Annotated in this window: 17 protein-coding genes; 7 read left to right on the top strand and 10 right to left on the bottom strand. The window is 32.7% G+C overall.

The annotated features are described in order from the left end of the window. The first annotated feature begins 25 nt into the window (after nucleotides 1-25). On the top strand, nucleotides 26-730 hold the full coding sequence (locus tag RM519_RS10720; protein WP_311593807.1) for a glycosyltransferase: 705 nt from the start codon (nucleotides 26-28) through the stop codon (nucleotides 728-730). A 1-nt stretch (nucleotide 731) separates the two neighbouring features. Here RM519_RS10720 and RM519_RS10715 read toward each other — a convergent pair whose 3' ends face one another. Further along, on the bottom strand, nucleotides 732-2,378 hold the full coding sequence (locus RM519_RS10715; RefSeq protein ID WP_311593806.1) for a hypothetical protein: 1,647 nt from the start codon (nucleotides 2,376-2,378) through the stop codon (nucleotides 732-734). A gap of 44 nt (nucleotides 2,379-2,422) precedes the next feature. After that, complete coding sequence (locus RM519_RS10710) at nucleotides 2,423-2,773, bottom strand: arsenate reductase family protein (RefSeq protein WP_311593805.1); 351 nt, start codon at nucleotides 2,771-2,773, stop codon at nucleotides 2,423-2,425. Nucleotides 2,774-2,815: 42 nt separating this feature from the next. On the opposite strand from RM519_RS10710, the gene RM519_RS10705 reads away from it, so the two are divergent. The 3 genes from RM519_RS10705 to RM519_RS10695 are packed head-to-tail and all read left to right on the top strand — an operon-like array spanning nucleotide 2,816 to nucleotide 5,693. Continuing rightward, on the top strand, nucleotides 2,816-3,286 hold the full coding sequence (locus tag RM519_RS10705) for a DinB family protein (protein ID WP_311593804.1): 471 nt from the start codon (nucleotides 2,816-2,818) through the stop codon (nucleotides 3,284-3,286). After that, nucleotides 3,287-4,522, top strand: a complete 1,236-nt coding sequence (locus RM519_RS10700) for a cation:proton antiporter (protein WP_311593803.1) — start codon at nucleotides 3,287-3,289, stop codon at nucleotides 4,520-4,522. It abuts the gene before it with no gap. Nucleotides 4,523-4,547: 25 nt separating this feature from the next. Beyond that, nucleotides 4,548-5,693 carry a trans-sulfuration enzyme family protein gene (locus RM519_RS10695; RefSeq protein ID WP_311593802.1) on the top strand — a complete coding sequence of 382 codons (1,146 nt, stop codon included), beginning with the start codon at nucleotides 4,548-4,550 and terminating at the stop codon, nucleotides 5,691-5,693. Here the strand turns inward: RM519_RS10695 and RM519_RS10690 are convergent. The 3 genes from RM519_RS10690 to RM519_RS10680 form a co-directional block, all read right to left on the bottom strand. After that, nucleotides 5,685-6,443, bottom strand: coding sequence for a THC0290_0291 family protein (locus RM519_RS10690; RefSeq protein ID WP_311593801.1), 759 nt, complete (start codon nucleotides 6,441-6,443; stop codon nucleotides 5,685-5,687). The genes RM519_RS10695 and RM519_RS10690 overlap by 9 nt on opposite strands. 104 nt (nucleotides 6,444-6,547) lie before the next feature. Then, entirely contained in the window at nucleotides 6,548-8,143 is a 1,596-nt protein-coding gene (locus RM519_RS10685) for an Ig-like domain-containing domain (RefSeq protein ID WP_311593800.1), read from the bottom strand. A gap of 66 nt (nucleotides 8,144-8,209) precedes the next feature. Continuing rightward, entirely contained in the window at nucleotides 8,210-8,896 is a 687-nt protein-coding gene (locus tag RM519_RS10680; RefSeq protein WP_311593799.1) for a ComF family protein, read from the bottom strand. Between the two features lie 127 nt (nucleotides 8,897-9,023). Between RM519_RS10680 and RM519_RS10675 the strand changes: the two genes are divergently transcribed. The 3 genes from RM519_RS10675 to pth all read left to right on the top strand — a co-directional run bounded on the left by RM519_RS10675 (nucleotide 9,024) and on the right by pth (nucleotide 12,242). Next, nucleotides 9,024-9,911, top strand: a complete 888-nt coding sequence (locus RM519_RS10675) for a DUF8428 domain-containing protein (RefSeq protein ID WP_311593798.1) — start codon at nucleotides 9,024-9,026, stop codon at nucleotides 9,909-9,911. Between the two features lie 105 nt (nucleotides 9,912-10,016). Next, nucleotides 10,017-11,558, top strand: coding sequence for a glycine--tRNA ligase (locus tag RM519_RS10670; RefSeq protein WP_311593797.1), 1,542 nt, complete (start codon nucleotides 10,017-10,019; stop codon nucleotides 11,556-11,558). 117 nt (nucleotides 11,559-11,675) lie between these two features. Continuing rightward, nucleotides 11,676-12,242: an aminoacyl-tRNA hydrolase gene (pth, locus tag RM519_RS10665; protein WP_311593796.1), complete on the top strand. Its 567-nt coding sequence runs from the start codon at nucleotides 11,676-11,678 to the stop codon at nucleotides 12,240-12,242. Between the two features lie 60 nt (nucleotides 12,243-12,302). On the opposite strand, the gene RM519_RS10660 is transcribed toward pth, so the two are convergent. Genes RM519_RS10660 through RM519_RS10640 form a run of 5 tightly spaced genes read right to left on the bottom strand, consistent with a single transcriptional unit; the run spans nucleotide 12,303 to nucleotide 17,874 of the window. Further along, the gene (locus tag RM519_RS10660; RefSeq protein ID WP_311593795.1) at nucleotides 12,303-12,569 is read right to left on the bottom strand and encodes a hypothetical protein; all 267 of its coding nucleotides are present in this window, start codon (nucleotides 12,567-12,569) and stop codon (nucleotides 12,303-12,305) included. Between the two features lie 13 nt (nucleotides 12,570-12,582). Beyond that, on the bottom strand, nucleotides 12,583-13,035 hold the full coding sequence (locus tag RM519_RS10655; protein ID WP_311593794.1) for a 6-pyruvoyl trahydropterin synthase family protein: 453 nt from the start codon (nucleotides 13,033-13,035) through the stop codon (nucleotides 12,583-12,585). A 3-nt stretch (nucleotides 13,036-13,038) separates the two neighbouring features. Further along, the gene (locus RM519_RS10650; RefSeq protein ID WP_311593793.1) at nucleotides 13,039-13,794 is read right to left on the bottom strand and encodes an enoyl-CoA hydratase/isomerase family protein; all 756 of its coding nucleotides are present in this window, start codon (nucleotides 13,792-13,794) and stop codon (nucleotides 13,039-13,041) included. 10 nt (nucleotides 13,795-13,804) lie between these two features. Further along, nucleotides 13,805-15,139, bottom strand: coding sequence for an MATE family efflux transporter (locus RM519_RS10645; RefSeq protein WP_311593792.1), 1,335 nt, complete (start codon nucleotides 15,137-15,139; stop codon nucleotides 13,805-13,807). Between the two features lie 17 nt (nucleotides 15,140-15,156). Next, nucleotides 15,157-17,874, bottom strand: coding sequence for a PD-(D/E)XK nuclease family protein (locus RM519_RS10640; RefSeq protein WP_311593791.1), 2,718 nt, complete (start codon nucleotides 17,872-17,874; stop codon nucleotides 15,157-15,159). Nucleotides 17,875-17,912 lie beyond the last annotated feature (38 nt).

Below are 17,912 nucleotides of genomic sequence, written 5' to 3'. Positions count from 1 at the left end.
GGCGCAAACAAATTATATTTTTTGCATGAAGTGGGGAACTCTTTACGGAGCAGAATACGTGAATAGATTATATTCTATGGTTAGTAAAAACCTAACATATGATTTTAAAATGGTTTGTTTTACTGATGACGAAACTGGAATTATTGACGAGGTAGAATGTCACCCAATTCCAGAAATTGACATACCATCAAATTTACCCGAAAGGATGTGGAAAAAATTAACCACACTAAAAGCCGATTTATATGGTTTGGAAGGAAGAGCCTTGTTTTTAGATTTAGATATCGTAATTGTAGATAATATTGATTGTTTCTTTGATGTTGAAGGTGAGTTCAGGATTATAAAAGATCATAGTTGGCGTTCATGGAGAATAACAGGAAATTCCTCTGTTTATCGCTTTGATATTGGTAAACATGGGTATGTTTTTGATGATTTTATTGCCAACTTTGACAACGTAATTAAAGAACATAGAAACGAACAGGAATACCTTACACACGCCATTAACGACAAAGGGAAATTACAATATTGGGATAAAGCCTGGTGCCCTAGTTTTAAATACGATTGTATTTCTAGATTCCCATTGGCCTTTTGGAAAAAACCCACTATTCCAGAAGGGTCAAAAATTATCATCTTTCATGGAGAAATAAATCCTCATAAAGCCATTAAAGGTGGTCGTGGTAAATGGTATCGATATGTAAGACCTGCTCCATGGGTGGCAGATTATTGGAACTAATTTATTTCTTTTTATCCTTTCCTGTTGGTGAGATTGTATTTACAATTCCACTTTGAAGAGTTTTCCAAATATAGTTCCCCAAACCTTTATAGGTGTCTCGTGTAAACTGCATTTCTACCTCTTTTACTTTTCCTTTTTTGTTAGGGTTAGATTTTCTAACAACATGATTTACAGACCAACTTAAGAATTTGTTTCTTTCTAAGGAGTTGGATTTAAAAACAGTTGCTTCTAAATTATGATATAGCATGGTCATATTTCCACTTGAAGAAGTATTGTTTGCTTTTGCTGAAAATTGCATTTTATCTATCTCTCCGCTTAAAATCTTTAATCCAAGTACTGGATAAAGTGCAGCATCATATAATTCGAACTCCGATTGCCCTAATTCTCCTGAAAAATAAAAGGTATGTTGTCCTTTTTTCAAAGGCATATTCATAACTACATGTAGTGGGGCCTCATTCATTAAATTCGCATCGATATTAACAGTTATTGGATTTTGAGTAAATTCTGGTATGGTAGATATGTTTTGAATTTTAGCATTTATATCATTAATCGTTAAACTAAACAAGGTGTCTTTATTTTCTAATTGCTCTTCTATTGTTAAATGACTGTTCTTAACAGATACTAAAGGAACGTTTATAACTTTGGAACTATTTTGTAAATTAATGTGTGGTAAGCCAACATATTTATCCATGTTAAACGGCTTCCTTTTATCTTTAAACAACTTTAAATCCAATCCGTTTATAGCTACACTATCGAGTAAAAAAGCATTTTCTTTAAACAATTTAATCAAGTTAAAATTGTAAACATTTACTTCTTGAAAAGTTACATCAAAAACATCATCGTTAAAGGTGTATTTCTCCGCTAAATCGAATTTTGAAATATTTGGTTTGAATGAAAAATCATTAATTGTTGCAACTTGAGATTTAAAATCTAATACCAATTTATCCAAACTTAAAGAGTAGTTCTTTTTTTCAAATTCCAACTGGACATCTTCAATTTTAAATATTTCTTGCGATGGAAGTAATTTAAATAAATTTTCTTCAATTTCAACCAGTTTTACACCACTAGAATTGAAACTAACCGGGCTATTTTGAAACGTAATTTCGCTCTTAGACACATCATAAACCTGATACATAAGATCTACGAATTCCAAATTATCAATAACCAATCCTCCCAATTTTGTAACCTTAATTGAATCTAAATTTATAGGTTTCGGCTTATTCTTTTTATCCTTTTCGATAACTAAATTTGGGTTCTCGATTTTCCGAATAAATAAATCGTTAAACGATAAAGTATTGATGGAAATTTTCTTCGAAAAAAGCAAATTAAATATTCCTATTCCCTTTAATTCCAGCGATTTCAAAGTGATATTATCAACACTATTTACCTCTCCTTTATTCTCTACCATGTCCGAAACCACTTCAGATTTTGGCACAAACTTAACTCCGTTAAAAGACAGTGATCGCCGAATCAATTTAAATTCAACTTTGTCTACCGAAGCTGTATACTCTTTGAGAAGATTTTCAGATAATACGGTAACAATTTTCTTTTTTACTATATAAGAAACAGAATAGTTAGTGAGTAAAATAGCCCCTATCGCAATAAGGATGACTATCAAATATTTTCTTTGTGGGTTTCTAAGTTTCATATAATAGAGGTGATATAAATATATGAAATTAATAATAGAGCGGATTAATTATTCAATATCTCAACAAGCTTCTCAACTGTTTTTTTACTATTCCCTACGAAAATTTCATTATCAATAACAAAAACGGGGCGCTTCAAAAAGGTATATTCATCCAAAATTAATTGACGATACTCTTTTTCACTTAATACCTGCCCTTTTAGATCCATTTGCTTGTATTTCTTTGCTCGCTTATTAAACAGGTCCTCATAACTATTTGTAAATGCATACATTTCTTCTAATTGTGCTACAGTTACTGGATTTGTTTTTATTTCTTGCAATTCAAATCCGTCAATATTTACGGCTTTCAAAATTCGTCTACACGTATCACATGTTTTAAGATGATAGATTTTTTTCATGGATTAAAGTTATCCGTTTTCACTTTAAAATTGGTTATTTTTATGAAAAATTTAAACATGACCCATCAATTCGACATCCTTAAAAAGACGAGATCCGCTATTCTTAGAATTATTGATCCATTTACATTGGAACAAATAAATAAAGTGCCTAGTGGTCATAAAAATAATATTGCTTGGAATATTGCTCATTTAATGGTTACTCAGCAACTATTATGCTACAAGAATTCGGGTTTGCCCATGTATATATCGGATGAAATTGTAGAGAAATTTAAAAAAGGCACAAAAACCGAAGGGGATCTATCTAAAGAAGAATTTGAAGAGGTGAAACGCTTATTTTTAGAGCTTCCGGAGAAACTAGAAGCCGATTATAACAATGGCATTTTTAAAAACTATAATGCTTATACAACCAGTTTAAACGTAACATTGTCCAATATTGAAACAGCATTGGCATTTAGTAATTTTCATGAAGGTATTCATTTAGGCGTTTTATTTGGACTGAAAAAATTGATCTAAATGGATGTATTTACAATAATTACTGTTCTTATCGTCTTAGCGGCACTTTTTGGATATTTGAACGCGAGATTTCTAAAACTGCCAAACACTATTGGGCTAATGTCTATAGCCATTCTTTCTACCCTTATAGTTTTAGGTATTAGTTATTTTGATGATACGCTGTTGGAACAAGAAAAACTATTGATTTCAGAAATAGATTTTGAAACGGTCCTTCTAGATGTAATGTTGAGTTTTTTATTGTTTGCAGGGGCTTTACACACAAGTTTTCAGCAATTAAAAGTACAACGTAAACCTATTTTAGCATTTGCAACCTTAGGTACTATAACCTCTACATTTTTGGTTGGAATTCTTGTTTATTATTTATTGCCATTGTTAAGTTTAGAAGTAGATTTTATTTATTGCCTATTATTCGGCGCCCTTATTTCTCCTACTGACCCTATTGCAGTATTAGGAATTTTAAAACAAGTTGGCGCACCTAAAAAATTAGAAACTAAAATTGTTGGAGAGTCATTATTTAATGATGGCGTGGGTGTTGTGGTGTTTATCACCATTTTCCAGATTGCAAAAGGAGGATCTGAAATTTCTGCTTTACATATAGCAGAATTATTTTTAGTTGAAGTGGGTGGCGGAATTGCTTTAGGGTTATTACTTGGTTGGCTCACGTATCGTCTATTAAAATCTATAGACGATTATGACACGGAGGTAATTATAACAATTGCAACAGTAATGGGCGGAACCGTAATTGCCCAATCCCTGCATTTATCTGCACCACTAGCAATGGTAACAGCGGGATTGATGGTTGGTAATGATACTGTTAGAAACAACGCCATGAGCAAAATAACGGAACAATATGTAGACAAATTTTGGGAACTAGTTGATGTATTACTAAATACTATCCTGTTTGTTTTAATTGGCATGGAAATACTTGTTTTAACGTTTGATAAAGAATACATCTTAGCAGGAATATTAATCATTCCTCTGCTCTTATTTGCAAGATATATGTCATTACTATTACCCATAAAATTCTATTCAAAAAAACTCGATTTTGTACCAAACACCAATTTAATTATGACTTGGGGCGGACTGCGTGGGGGTATTTCAATTGCTCTTGCACTAAGTCTAACTTCAGCAATGCATCGCGATTTATTTTTAGTAATTACCTACATCGTTGTTGTGTTTTCAATTGTAGGCCAAGGGCTTTCTTTAGGAAAATTAATAAAAAGAGTTGTAAAGTAATTTTTAATAACACTTAAGTAGACAGATGAAATTCGAAACAAAAGCAATTCACGGAGGCCAGCAGCATGAACCAAGTACAGGAGCTGTTTCGATGCCTATCTATCAAACATCAACCTTTGCGCAGACTGCTCCTGGAGTACATAAAGGTTATGAATATTCGAGATCTGGAAACCCTACTAGAACCGCTTTAGAAAAGGCATTCGCCAGTCTCGAAAATGGAGCTCATGGATTTGCCTTTGCTTCTGGAATAGCAGCCGTAGATTGTGTATTAAAATTGTTAAAGCCAGGAGACGAAGTTCTCACAACCAATGATATTTACGGTGGGTCTTTTCGGATTTTCACTCAGGTTTTTGAAAGATACAATATTAAATTTCAATTTATAAAACATGACGATGTTCATAAAATGGATCAATATTTTACAGATAATACCAAGTTAATCTGGATAGAAACACCTTCCAACCCTTTATTGAACTTAGTAGATATCAAAAAAATTACATCGCTCGCAAAACCAAAAAACATATTAGTTGCTGTGGATAATACTTTTGCCACTCCATATTTGCAAAGACCTCTAGATTTAGGTGCTGATATAGTCATGCATTCTGCAACAAAATACCTCGGTGGTCATTCTGATGTTATTTTGGGAGGGCTTATTGTTAAGGATAAAAACTTGACTGATGAACTTTATTTTATTCAAAAGTCATGTGGGGCTATAGCAGGCCCAATGGACAGTTTTTTAGTGTTAAGAGGAATAAAAACTTTGCATTTACGCATGGAGTGCCATTGCAGCAATGCAAAAGAGTTAGCGCATTTCTTAAAAGCACATTCAAAAGTTGATAATGTGTATTGGCCAGGCTTTAAAACACATCCAAATCATGTCATTGCTAAAAGTCAAATGAAAGATTTTGGAGGTATGGTTTCATTTACTTTAAAAAATAACCAATTATCAAGCACCTTAAAAATTTTAGAGGGTCTAAGTCTTTTTACAGTAGGGGAATCATTAGGGGGTGTAGAATCACTTTGTAGTCATCCTGTTAGTATGTCGCATGCCTCAGTCCCTAAAAAAGATAGAGATTCTGTTGGCATTGTTGACTCACTTATAAGAGTAAGCGTTGGAATAGAAAACATAGAAGATTTAATTGCGGATCTTGACCAAGCTCTTGATTTAATTTAAGTAGTAAATATAGCCTACATGAAACCAAATCAACCAATCAACAAACTTATTGGCTGCATCATCTCTAGCATTTAATCCATCTATCCAATTAGAGAAGAAATATTGATGTCTATTTTCGATGAAAATATCTGAATATTCACCTAATTTTCTTCGTGTTCCCAGCGCTAACGTTGCTGACATTGTAATTCCTTTAGAATCTCTTGCTCTATCCGGTCCTGCCCATTTAGGAAAAAGCAAACTATAGTCATCTTTCCAATTCCCATCTCCATAGGTGGTTTCAATATCCGGATTATAAAAGTTAACCCCTGCACCCATACTAACGTATGGAGACCATTTTAAATTTGGGTCACGTCTAGAGCCAAAATCATTTATATCTACAAAGTGATATTCTAAATGAGATCCTAAATGCCAAGTTCTCGTTTTTCCGTGCATCGCTCGTAACTTTTCACCATTAGTCCCTCCAATAATTCTTATCCATTTCCCAAAATGGTCCAATTCCGCTTGATGATAAGAAACTTCATTTCGCAATCTAAAGTGCTCGGCAAAATAACTTGTTTGATGATTCCATCTATATCTGTAGTCTGTAAAAGTTAAGTAATGAATAATTCCAATTCCTGGGCCTAAATTTCCAGCTTCATTACTCGATCTATCTCCTCGCTGACCATAATCAGTAGTAAAACTAGAAACTCCGTACGCTATCCCTATCTCATGAGTTCTTTTACTACGAACTCTTTGTGAATAGGACGACATCACGAATATTACCGTAAATAATATTGGGGTTACTATTTTAAATTTACGAATCAATTTCTTTTTCTAAGTTTACAAATGTAGCGATTTAAATTTTCTCATAATATCTAGTTAAAAGTTAACGGTATTTCCCAATTTGCTCTTATTTCAATTGGACCATCAACATCTTGATAATAAACGACTTTTTCAGGGTCTTCTCGTAATAAAAAATTTCCAGAATCCCAGCGCCCATTTTCATTGGTATCATATATAATTCTTACAATATATTCACTTGGTTCTAGGTTTTCGAATCTAAATTTCCTTTCTTCTATAGAATATTCTCTAGCAACAACATCTCCCTTTGTATTTATCAACTCTAATAAAAACGGAAAACTCGAAATTTTATTTAAACTTAAATCTAGTATACCATAATCACTCTCTTCTTTTGTAGAGACCGAATATTGCAATGTATCATTTACATTTCCAAATAAGTCTTCTATAGCATCGGGCAAAATTCTAAATTTATATTTTTCCCGTTGCTTTTTATCAAAATTCAATTTCAATCTCTTTTTAGAAGCATCTAATACGGCCGAAAAATACACGTTTAAAGAGTCCTTATCCACAATTGAAATTTTGGATTTGTCAAATTTATCAATTGGAATATTCGTAACAATTGAAAAAGTATCTCTTAAACTCAATGTCCCTTTGATTTCTGTTGAAACCAATAAAGAGTCTATTTTTTTTGAGCGCAATTTTACAATTAATTCTTTTTTATAATCTCCTTTCAAAATTTCGAAATGCAAAGAATCCTTTATATTGGGAGTATACCAATAGCTAACAGTATCTTTATCTTCTTCAAAAATCAATGTCGACTTAAAATCAGGTGGTGTTGGTGTCAATAGTTTAATTTCCATCCCATCCGGATTACCTTCATATCCAAAATAAATTTGTCCCTTTTTTACTTCCGAAGGTCTTGTTGCTGTAAATGGAAGTTCTTCTCTAAAAAGAGTTAATTCAAAAGATTCATCAGTTGGCAGTGTAATGATTTCCTTATGAAATGCAATTTTATCTTGTCTGCTATCAAATTTGTAATTTTTACTTACATCTTCCAAGGCCACTAATAAGTATTTCCCTTCTTTTAAATTTGTAATTTCAAAACCTATACTGTCTAAAGTATTACCGACATATGTAGGTCTTTCTTTATAAACGATCGAATCTGTATACGCCTCAGTAATTTCATACAATTGAACTGAAATATTCTCATCCGTCTCTTTTTCGAAACCGTCTTTTACCGTTCCACTTATACTTAAAGAATCAATATAGTCTCCTGTAGAAAAAACATACTTAAAGTTTCTTAGAATATTACCTTCATTATTATCGATTACACTATTTCCAAAATTGAACGTGTAAGTCGTGTTTTCTTTTAAGGTATCTAAAATCTTAATGTTAACATCTCTACTTGAGGTTCCAATTGGAGTAATTATTGGTTGTTTTTCCATAGGTGGAGAAATAACCAATTGCTGTTCTAGTTTGTCTAATTTAATATATTCATCAAAGCTGATTCTAATTTTTTCAGCCTTAAATTCTATGGTTTCCTGAGTGGGAGATGCCGTTAAAAAAACAGGGGCAACTTCATCTTTTTCTCCTCCCTCAGGCCTTCCTTGTCTGGCGCATCCTTGAATAATTAATACTCCTATTAAAAAGTACAAAAAACGAATATTCATCAATTTTTACATTTAACTACAAAGAAACATTATTTTGACTTAGAACGAATAAATTTGCGGGATATTTTAAGTAGTGTATGCAACCACGGCGATACTAACGGTAACATTTTTGCATTTTAGAAGTTCCTGAGTACATACTTCAATTGTTGCACCAGTTGTAATAACATCATCAATAAGTAATATATGTTTTCCTTCGAACAAGTCTTTGTCTATTATTTCAAAATGATTCCGTTTTCCTAAAAACCTACCAACTCTTCCTTTATGCGTCTGCGCTGCGGTATTAATTACTCTGATAAGGTTATTTTCAATAAAAGGAAGGTTTAAGATTTCACCAGCGGCTCTACCCAGTTTAGTTAATTGATTAAATCCACGTTGCATTTCTTTTTTAGGATGAATTGGAACCGGGACAATACAGTCAATAAATTGAAATCGTCCGCTACTTTTTAAAGATTTTCCTAGCCATTCCCCGAAAAATATACCAATGTCCTCTTGACCTTTGTATTTCAATTTATGAATTAAATGCTGTACTTTTCCTTTCTTAGTAAAATGAAACAAGGCCATGGCTTCTTTTAATTGAACTCTCCCATAGAACTGTTTCTCTAATTGATTGTTTTTCTGATTTAAAAAATCTGTTTCAGGAAAATCATGCCGACAAGCAATACAAATCAATTTTTCATGTTGATGCAAAACCTCTTGACAAGAATGGCATACTTCAGGAAAAAACAAATGAAATATATCTTTAATAAATTGCATTATATAGAATCATAGCAAGCGTAAAAATACAAATCTATTTCTAAAGCTTTTTAACTTTGTCATGTCCTGAATAATTTAATGTAACTTTGCGCGTTCACAAGAATAATAACCCCATAAATATTAAACCATGGAAAATAACAAATCTTCAAATCACAAAATAATTATAGGTGTTTTGATCGCATTGCTACTAGGATCATTAGGTTATACTTACTATAACAATGGTAAGGCTAATAAAATGCAAGAATTTTTAACTGAAGAAAAAGAAGAAATTCAAAAAGAATTGGATGCTATGATTGCTCAATATGATGAAGCAATTGCAGATAATTCTGCTCTTTCTGAAGAATTGGAAGACGAGCGCGAAAAAATTGTAATGTTTAGAGATTCTGTTTCTAATCTAAAAAAATCTAATAAAAGTATTATCAGACGTTACCGAAAGAAAATTTCTGATTTAGAAGCGAGTAACCAAGATTTATTTGAACAAAACGAAGAGTTGAAAGCGCAAAATGCTGGACTAAATAGCGATTTGAATGATGCCAACTCAACTATTGGAAATCAAAATCAAAAAATTGATTCAATAAACCAATACAACCAAGAGTTGAACAACAGAATTGGTGAAGGCGCCGTATTGAAAATTAACACGGTTAAAGTAGCACCAATGCGTAAGCGAAATAACGGACAGTTAAGACCAACCACACGTCAAAGAAATACAGATGCACTAAGAGTTAGTTTTGTAATTGCTGAAAATGTTTTAGCGGAAGAAGGTTCTAAAAAGGTCTTCTTACAAATTATAGATCCGAAAGGAAATTTAATTATCGATAAGGGTGTAGAAAAGTTAAATGACGATGTAACCGAAATTCATTATTCAGATATTTTTGATGTTGACTTTGTACAAGATAAGTTAGAAGTAATCTCTGTAATTGATGTTAACAGAAAAGAAATGAACGAAGGTACACATACAATAAATGTGTATTTAGATGGAAGATTTGCAGGAATTACAACTTTTGAGTTAAAATAGTAATTATCCTTTCAAAAAATAATGGTGAATGTCCTTTTAATTTAGGGCATTCACTTTTTTATTTATAGTGGTTCATAGTTCTAAAACCTTTACTATTTTTGCAGCATGGCAAAACAAGAAGACAAATTTAAGAGTGTAATTTCACATGCAAAGGAATACGGTTACGTATTTCAAAGCAGTGAAATTTATGATGGATTGAGTGCGGTTTATGATTATGCACAAAACGGAGTAGAATTAAAGAAAAATATTCGCGAATATTGGTGGAAAGCCATGGTGCAAATGAATGAGAATATAGTTGGACTTGATTCAGCAATATTTATGCATCCAACAACATGGAAAGCATCAGGGCACGTAGATGCCTTCAGCGACCCACTAATTGACAATAAAGATTCTAAAAAACGCTATAGAGCAGATGTTCTAATCGAAGATTACGTTGGCAAACTGGATACAAAAATTGAGAAGGAAGTTAAAAAAGCAGCAAAACGTTTTGGAGATTCTTTTGATAAAGCGCAATTTTTAGAAACGAATCCTAGAGTTTTAGGCTATAAAGAAAAAGGAAATGCTATTTTAAAACGCATGGGGCAATCTTTAGAAAAAGAAGATTTAGCCGATGTTAAGGCACTGATTGAAGAGTTAGCAATTGCTTGCCCATTGTCCGGATCAAAGAATTGGACAGACGTAAAGCAGTTTAACTTAATGTTCGGAACAAAATTAGGAGCCTCTGCAGAGAGCGCGATGGATTTATATTTACGACCAGAGACAGCACAAGGAATTTTTGTGAATTTCTTAAATGTTCAAAAAACGGGTCGAATGAAAATTCCTTTTGGAATTGCACAAACTGGAAAAGCTTTTAGAAACGAAATAGTAGCGCGTCAGTTTATTTTTAGAATGCGTGAGTTCGAACAAATGGAAATGCAATTTTTCATTAAACCTGGAACCCAACAAGAGTGGTACAAACACTGGAAAGACGCACGTTTAAAATGGCATTTATCATTAGGAATGGGTGAAGATAATTATCGTTTTCATGACCATGAAAAATTAGCTCATTATGCAGATGCAGCTGCCGATATTGAGTTCCGTTTCCCATTTGGGTTTAAAGAATTAGAAGGGATTCATTCTAGAACTGATTTTGACTTGAAAGCACACGAAAAACACAGTGGTAAAAAATTACAGTTTTTCGATCATGAAGAAAACAAATCTTATGTGCCGTATGTCTTAGAAACTTCTATCGGATTGGATAGAATGTTTTTGGCTGTGTTCTCTAACTCTTTACAAGAAGAAGAATTAGAAAACGGAACCACAAGAACTGTTTTAAAATTACCATCGGTATTAGCGCCGACTAAAGCCGCTATTTTGCCATTGGTTAAAAAAGATGGCTTACCAGAAGTAGCACGTAAAATTGTAGAAGATTTGAAATGGGATTTCGCCGTTAGTTATGATGAAAAAGACGCTGTTGGACGTAGATATAGAAGGCAAGATGCCAATGGTACACCTTTCTGTATTACGGTTGACCATGACACTTTAGAAGATAATTCGGTAACAATTAGACATAGAGATACTATGGAACAAAAAAGGGTTCCAATTTCTGAATTAAAATCAATTATTGAAGAAGAGGTTTCTATGAAAAACTGGTTATTAAGAATGTAACTATTTAAATACTATAAATTAAAGCTCACTTCGGTGGGCTTTTTTTATTTTTGCCAAATGAATCTATTTTCATTTTTTAAAAAAGCGTCTAACGAGCGATTTAAAGTAGAAGATCACATGAAAAAATTCCTAATTGTTGGACTTGGAAATATTGGAGAAAAATATGATGACACACGTCATAATATTGGATTTAAACTGCTTGATAATTTAGCCGGAAATGAAAATGTATCTTTTGAGTCGGATAAACTTGGAGCCGTAACTTCTTTTCGCTTTAAAGGTCGCACCTTTGTTTTATTAAAGCCGTCCACTTTTATGAATTTAAGTGGTAAAGCCGTAAAGTATTGGATGACAAAGGAAAAAATTCCGTTAGAAAATGTGTTGGTTATTTGTGATGATTTAAACATTCCCTTTGGTACAATACGCTTAAAAGCAAAAGGTAGCGCTGGAGGTCATAATGGTCTAAAAGACATTCAAGATAAATTGCAAACACAACAATACCCAAGATTTAGATTTGGAGTAAGCGATGCTTTTTCAAAAGGAAGACAAGTAGATTATGTTTTAGGTAAATGGACCAAAGACGAACAATCTCAATTAATCGAGCGCTTAGAAAAAGGTGCCGAATTGATAAAATCTTTTGGAACTGCTGGTTTAAGAAATACGATGAATAATTTTAATGGGCAGTAATATTGGGTTTATTTTGATTCAGTTATATAATCACAAATCGACTAAATTAGACTAGAATCACTATTTCCATTCATATGATAATGCACGAACAATATTGGTAATTGCCTCGTCTGATAATTCATATCTGTCTTTTAAAAATCTTTCGCACATAGAGCATCCTACTAGTAAATCTGAGTAATTCCATAGTTGAAAATCACCTGCTTTAATACAAATTTCTTTGAAAAGATTTAACTCATTCTTATTTAATGTGTCCTCGATCGACTTTTTAAAAGTCCATGGTTTAGACCAATTATCAAAAAGTAATATTTTGTTTTCAAGTGATTTCATCGAGAATAACCAATTACTGATTATCCGAAGCATACCACTCGGCATGCGACGTACCTGTTTCTCTTAATTTTAAAGAATGTAGTTCTATATTTTCCGGAAGTCTCTTTTTGATTTTATCAGCAAAATCTATAATCATCATTTCACTGGTTGGCTGGTAATCTACCAAAATAACACTATGCCCTCTATCTGCTAATTCCTTAGCAAGTTCTATATGCGGTGTGTTTTTATTAAATACGGTAGCGTGGTCAAAAACATCTACTATTTCGCTTTCTACAATGTCTTTTAAATCTTTAAAATCAATCACCATTCCGTATTTCACATTGTTTGTGTCAGAAATAGGTGTACCAATTACCGTTACTGAAAGTTTATAACTATGGCCATGTACATTTTTACATTTACCATCGTAACCATATAAGGCATGACCCGTTTCAAAGTTGAACTGCTTTGTGATTCTAATTTTGCTCATGTCTTATTTTTTAAACTTTTCTAATGCTTTTTTTGTGAAATCAGACAGCACTAATTTTCCGCTAATTTCGGCGCGTTCTACCAACAATGTTTCCCAATTTTCTGTCCCTTTCCATAATGCGGCTATCATTTCTTCTACTGCTTTTGAGTTGTATGATGCCAATTCTAATGCAATGATATCTACTTCTTTGTGTAATTTTTCAATGGAATCATATACCTCAGCATACAAGCCTTTTTCTTTGGCCCAATAGGCATTTTTCCATGCGGTTGCGTTTAAACTCAACTCGCTTAAACCTACCAATCCTATTTTTCTTTCAACGGCTGGCGCAATTACAAAAGGTCCAATTCCAATGGTCAATTCTGATAATTTAACAGCGGCCTTATCGGTAGCATACACATAATCACAGGCTGCGATTAAACCAACACCACCACCAACTGCTTTTCCTTGAACACAACCAATTATTGGTTTTTTACAAACGCGCATTGCATTGATCACATTTGCGAATCCCATAAAAAAAGTAACGCCAGACTCCAAGGAATCAATTGCTACTAATTCGTTAAACGAAGCGCCTGCACAAAAAGCTTTTTCACCTTCACTCTTTAAAATAATAACATGTGCGTTGTCGTCTGAACTCAACTCGACAAACGCCCTTTCTAAACGACTTAAAAGTACACTTGGAAAACTGTTACTTGCTGGGTGGGCGAACTCAATAGTCGCTACTTTATTCTCAATTTTGGTATATAAACTTCCTTGATCCATTGGTTCAAAGTTACGTGTTTTTAACTAGAATTTTCTTTCTAAATTTTACAATTAAGATTCCGCTTCGCAAAAGCATCCAAACGGTAAATGCAATCCATATACCGGTAAGTTCCAATCCAAAATAATCGGTAATTAATAGCGTTGGAACAAATCCTAAAAAAGTGGCAACTAACAATAGATTTCTTAGTGTAACCGCCTCCGCCAAGCCTTTAAATATTCCGTCATAAACAAAAGCAAGTGCATTTATAGGTTGCATCACTAACACAATCCAAAAAATAGAATTAAAGAGAACCACCACCTCTTTTTCATTGGTGAACAAACCTCCTATTTTGGTGTAAAAAACACCGCAAAACAATGCCAATAAAACGGCAACTACAACAGAATACCTGCCCAATTTTACACTTAACAACCACATTTTTTTGAAATTTCGTTCCCCTAATAATTTGCCCGAAACGATATTTCCAACGCTAGAATATCCATCAATAAAAAAGGCAAAAAACAACCATATTTGAAAGGCTATGGTCTGTGCTGCAATATGATTATCACCATACTTTGTAGCATATGAATTTGCCATAATCAATGCTACGTTTAAAGAAATTGCTCTAATAATTAAATTAAAACTTATCGAAATAATATTCTTAATCTCATGATTAAATGGCAATTTGAACCTTAGTGTAAATGGTGTTTTTTTCAACATTAAAACAAACGCCATAATAGCCATAATTAATTGGGCAATAACACTGGCCCACGCTGCACCTTCAATATGCATTGGCTCAATTATACCTGAAATTCCATATACAAAAGCAAAGTCTAAAACAATATTAATTGAAACGCCAACAATACTAATTACCATAGGCCAGAAGGTGTTTTGAAGCCCTCTGAACACCCCAAATACCGAAAACACAAAAAGAGTCAACGGAAATCCTAATGCTCTAATTTTATAATAGTTAACCGAATAATCTAAAATTAATCCTTTGGCATTATAGACCTGAAATATTTCCTTTGCAAAAAGCACTGTAATAAAATAAATAACAATGCTTAAAGCCACGTTTAAAAAAATAATTTGAGAAGGCAAATTCTCTATTTGATTCAGTTTTTTAGCACCCAAATATTTCGAAACAGTTGCAGATATGGCCGATCTTGTTTGTGCCAAAATCCAAACGATGGCTGAAATAAACGAGCCTGCAATACCGACCGCGGCAAGAGATTCAACCGGGTTTAAAGGAATATTTCCAACAATTGCAGTATCGGTTATAGACAACAAGGGTTCTGCAATACCGGTGATTATAGCCGGAATTGCCAATTTGTTTATCCCTTTAAATGTTATTTCAGAACTCTTATACATTCGTCTGTTTTCCGAAATTAGAATTTCTTATCTGGATTTTCTTTAAATGGAATCGAAGCATCAAAAATTTCAATTAATATTTGTTTTAGATCCTCTATATAGTTCTCCAATCTTTCGGAAGTAATTTCATTATCCTTGCTTCTCCCTTCTCCAAAATTCATTTTTAAGAAACCGTTATTTAAATTCTTAAATGAAATAATTCCAGCTTCCATCATGCTAGAACCTGAATCTTCAGAATTCATTTTATATAAAAAAGCGTACAACATCACTTGCATGGCTTTGGTGTACTTATAATCTAACTTCATTTTAGAGAAATCATTCAGTTTTAAATCTGCAGCCTTTACCATTCCTGTTTTATAATCTAAAATTCGTAATACTCCATCTACCTCATCAATTCGGTCTACGATACCTCCTAATTTTATGGGGAAATCTATCCCATCAACCTTTAAATTATAGGATAGTTTTTGTTCCAATGCAATAATCTTAATTTCTTTTCCAGCCTTAACATCCGCTAGTTCCATATTTAAAAATCGATCCAAATACTTTTTTGAAACCTCAAATATTAATTTGTTTTTACCGGTTGCTATATTACCGTTTACATAAACCTTATTGAAATTAGAAATCACTAAATTTTCTGATATGGATTTCATTTTTTTTATAACTCCTTCTGTTAAAATAGAATTGATATAAGGTGTATAGAGTTCTTCTAGTGTCTCGTGAATTACGGTTCCCATGGTGTTCACCGCTACGGTTTCTTCAACCTCTTCTACTTCTCTAATTTTTAAAATCTTTTGATAGTAAAAATCGATTGGATTATTAATATAACTTGTCAACGCTGAAGGCGATATACCTTTTGCTGCCAATTGTTGAAGTTCAATTTGCAACTCCTTAGATTTTGGAATCTCGAGCAGTTCTTTCGGAGCCATGCTAACCTTTGCTCCAACTAAGGCTTGTTTTATCTCTGGCCTATTGATTTCTAATTGGGTTAAAAATCTACTTTTTTCGCCAGTACCGTAGGCGTCTTTTTCCGTATTATAAAGTAAAAATACTTTCTTTGCTCTTTGTAAAAGTCGGTAGAAATGATATGAAAAAATCGCATCCTTTTCTTGGTAGGTAGGCAACCCAACATGTTTTTTAACGTCAAAAGGTATAAACGAATTTTCTTGCTTAGATGCTGGTAAAATTCCTTCATTCATCGAAGTAAGAATAACGGTTTCAAAATCTATTACCCTTGTTTCTAACATCCCCATTAACTGTAAACCCTCTAAAGGTTCTCCCTGAAACGCCATTTTTTCATTGCGAACTAACTGATTAAAAAAGTGATGTAGTGTTTTTAAATCTTTAATATAGTTGAACTTATTATTCAAATTTAAAAATTGCTGGAATACAGCATAGAATCGCATTAAATATTCCTTTTCTATTCCAGAAAATTCATCCTTAAATTGGTGAATACCATCCAAAATCCTCTGAATTAAATCGTGAACTCCATTCAGTTTTTGAATAAGTAACAAATCAAGAGTTTTAGAATTGCACAATTCTGAAATCTCTTGTGTAGAGACAAATATTAAATTATTTTTTCCAATAAATTGCGAAATCTCCTCGGACTCTTTTTCTATCGTTTTATAAAACGGATTGTTAATTAAATTTAAAATGTCTTTATAATAGAACGCGTTCTTTTTTACCAAGCCGAGTTTTTCTTGGTTTAAAAACAAATTAAAAATAGATTCAAAAAAGTTAGACAAGGGCATATCTCTAAGAGATAGCCCCATGGTAATATTTATCTTATCAATACCATTTGGTAACGAATTTAACATTAATGGTAAGAGCGACTCATCAGCCAAAACCAAAGCTGTATTGTTAAATTTATCTTGCTTCGATAAAATTTCACCTGCGTACTTTAATTGACTAACATTTTTGGCTGCTCCAATAATTTGAATCTCTTGTTCAGAACTCGAAAAATGATCATCTACCCAATTAATCGTATTCTTTAGAACACTCCATTCACTTTTATACTTTCTAACAAATGTTCCAGTTGTATTACTTTTCTCTAAATACGATTTGTCCACATCCCAATAAATGGATGCATTTCCATTTTGTAATAATTCTTGAAAAATGTGCTCTTCTGCTTTGTTTAAAGCATTAAATCCAACAAGTGTTACGTGTTTATTTTCAATATTATTTAAGTAATGTTGAATGTTATTTTCCGCCTCTCTGTAGATTAAGCCTTGATACCCTTTTTTTTGTTCTAGAAGATGTTGATAGAGTTCGAAATAATACGTATTCAATCGTTCAAAAAATGAAAAATAATTCTTTGTTATTTCCGTATTTGGGGTCCAATTATTCAACCTATTAATATCTCTCAGGTAGGTGAACAGATCTTTAGCGTCTATTAAATGCCGATCTACTTCATTAAAATCTTGCAGCACAACTGTGGCCCATTTATAAAATTGGTCAAAAGATTCTACAGCCTCTTCGGGTGTGCATTTTTTATAAACGGAATAGAATTCAAAAATCAATTGAACCTGATCGATTTGACTTATATCAGCTATTTCTTGGATATACGATTCTATGGAGATAATTTTCGGTAGGAAACTGGCCTTATTTAGTTGGGCCTTTAACTCGTGTTTTAAAAAAACACAAGCTCTTTGACTAGGTAGTACAAAAATTTGGTGTTCTAAAGGTGTTTCAACTTTTTGAAGGACATCACTAATAACTCGAGAAAGAAAGCTTTTCATATGCTATTTTGCTATTGTATAAAAATAAAAAAAGCCAA

The sequence above is a fragment of the Urechidicola vernalis genome (genome assembly GCF_031846385.1).
Taxonomy (GTDB): Bacteria; Bacteroidota; Bacteroidia; order Flavobacteriales; family Flavobacteriaceae; genus Urechidicola; species Urechidicola vernalis.
The sequence above is the reverse complement of the archived record's forward strand: the minus strand, read 5'-3'. Positions and strand labels throughout refer to the sequence as shown.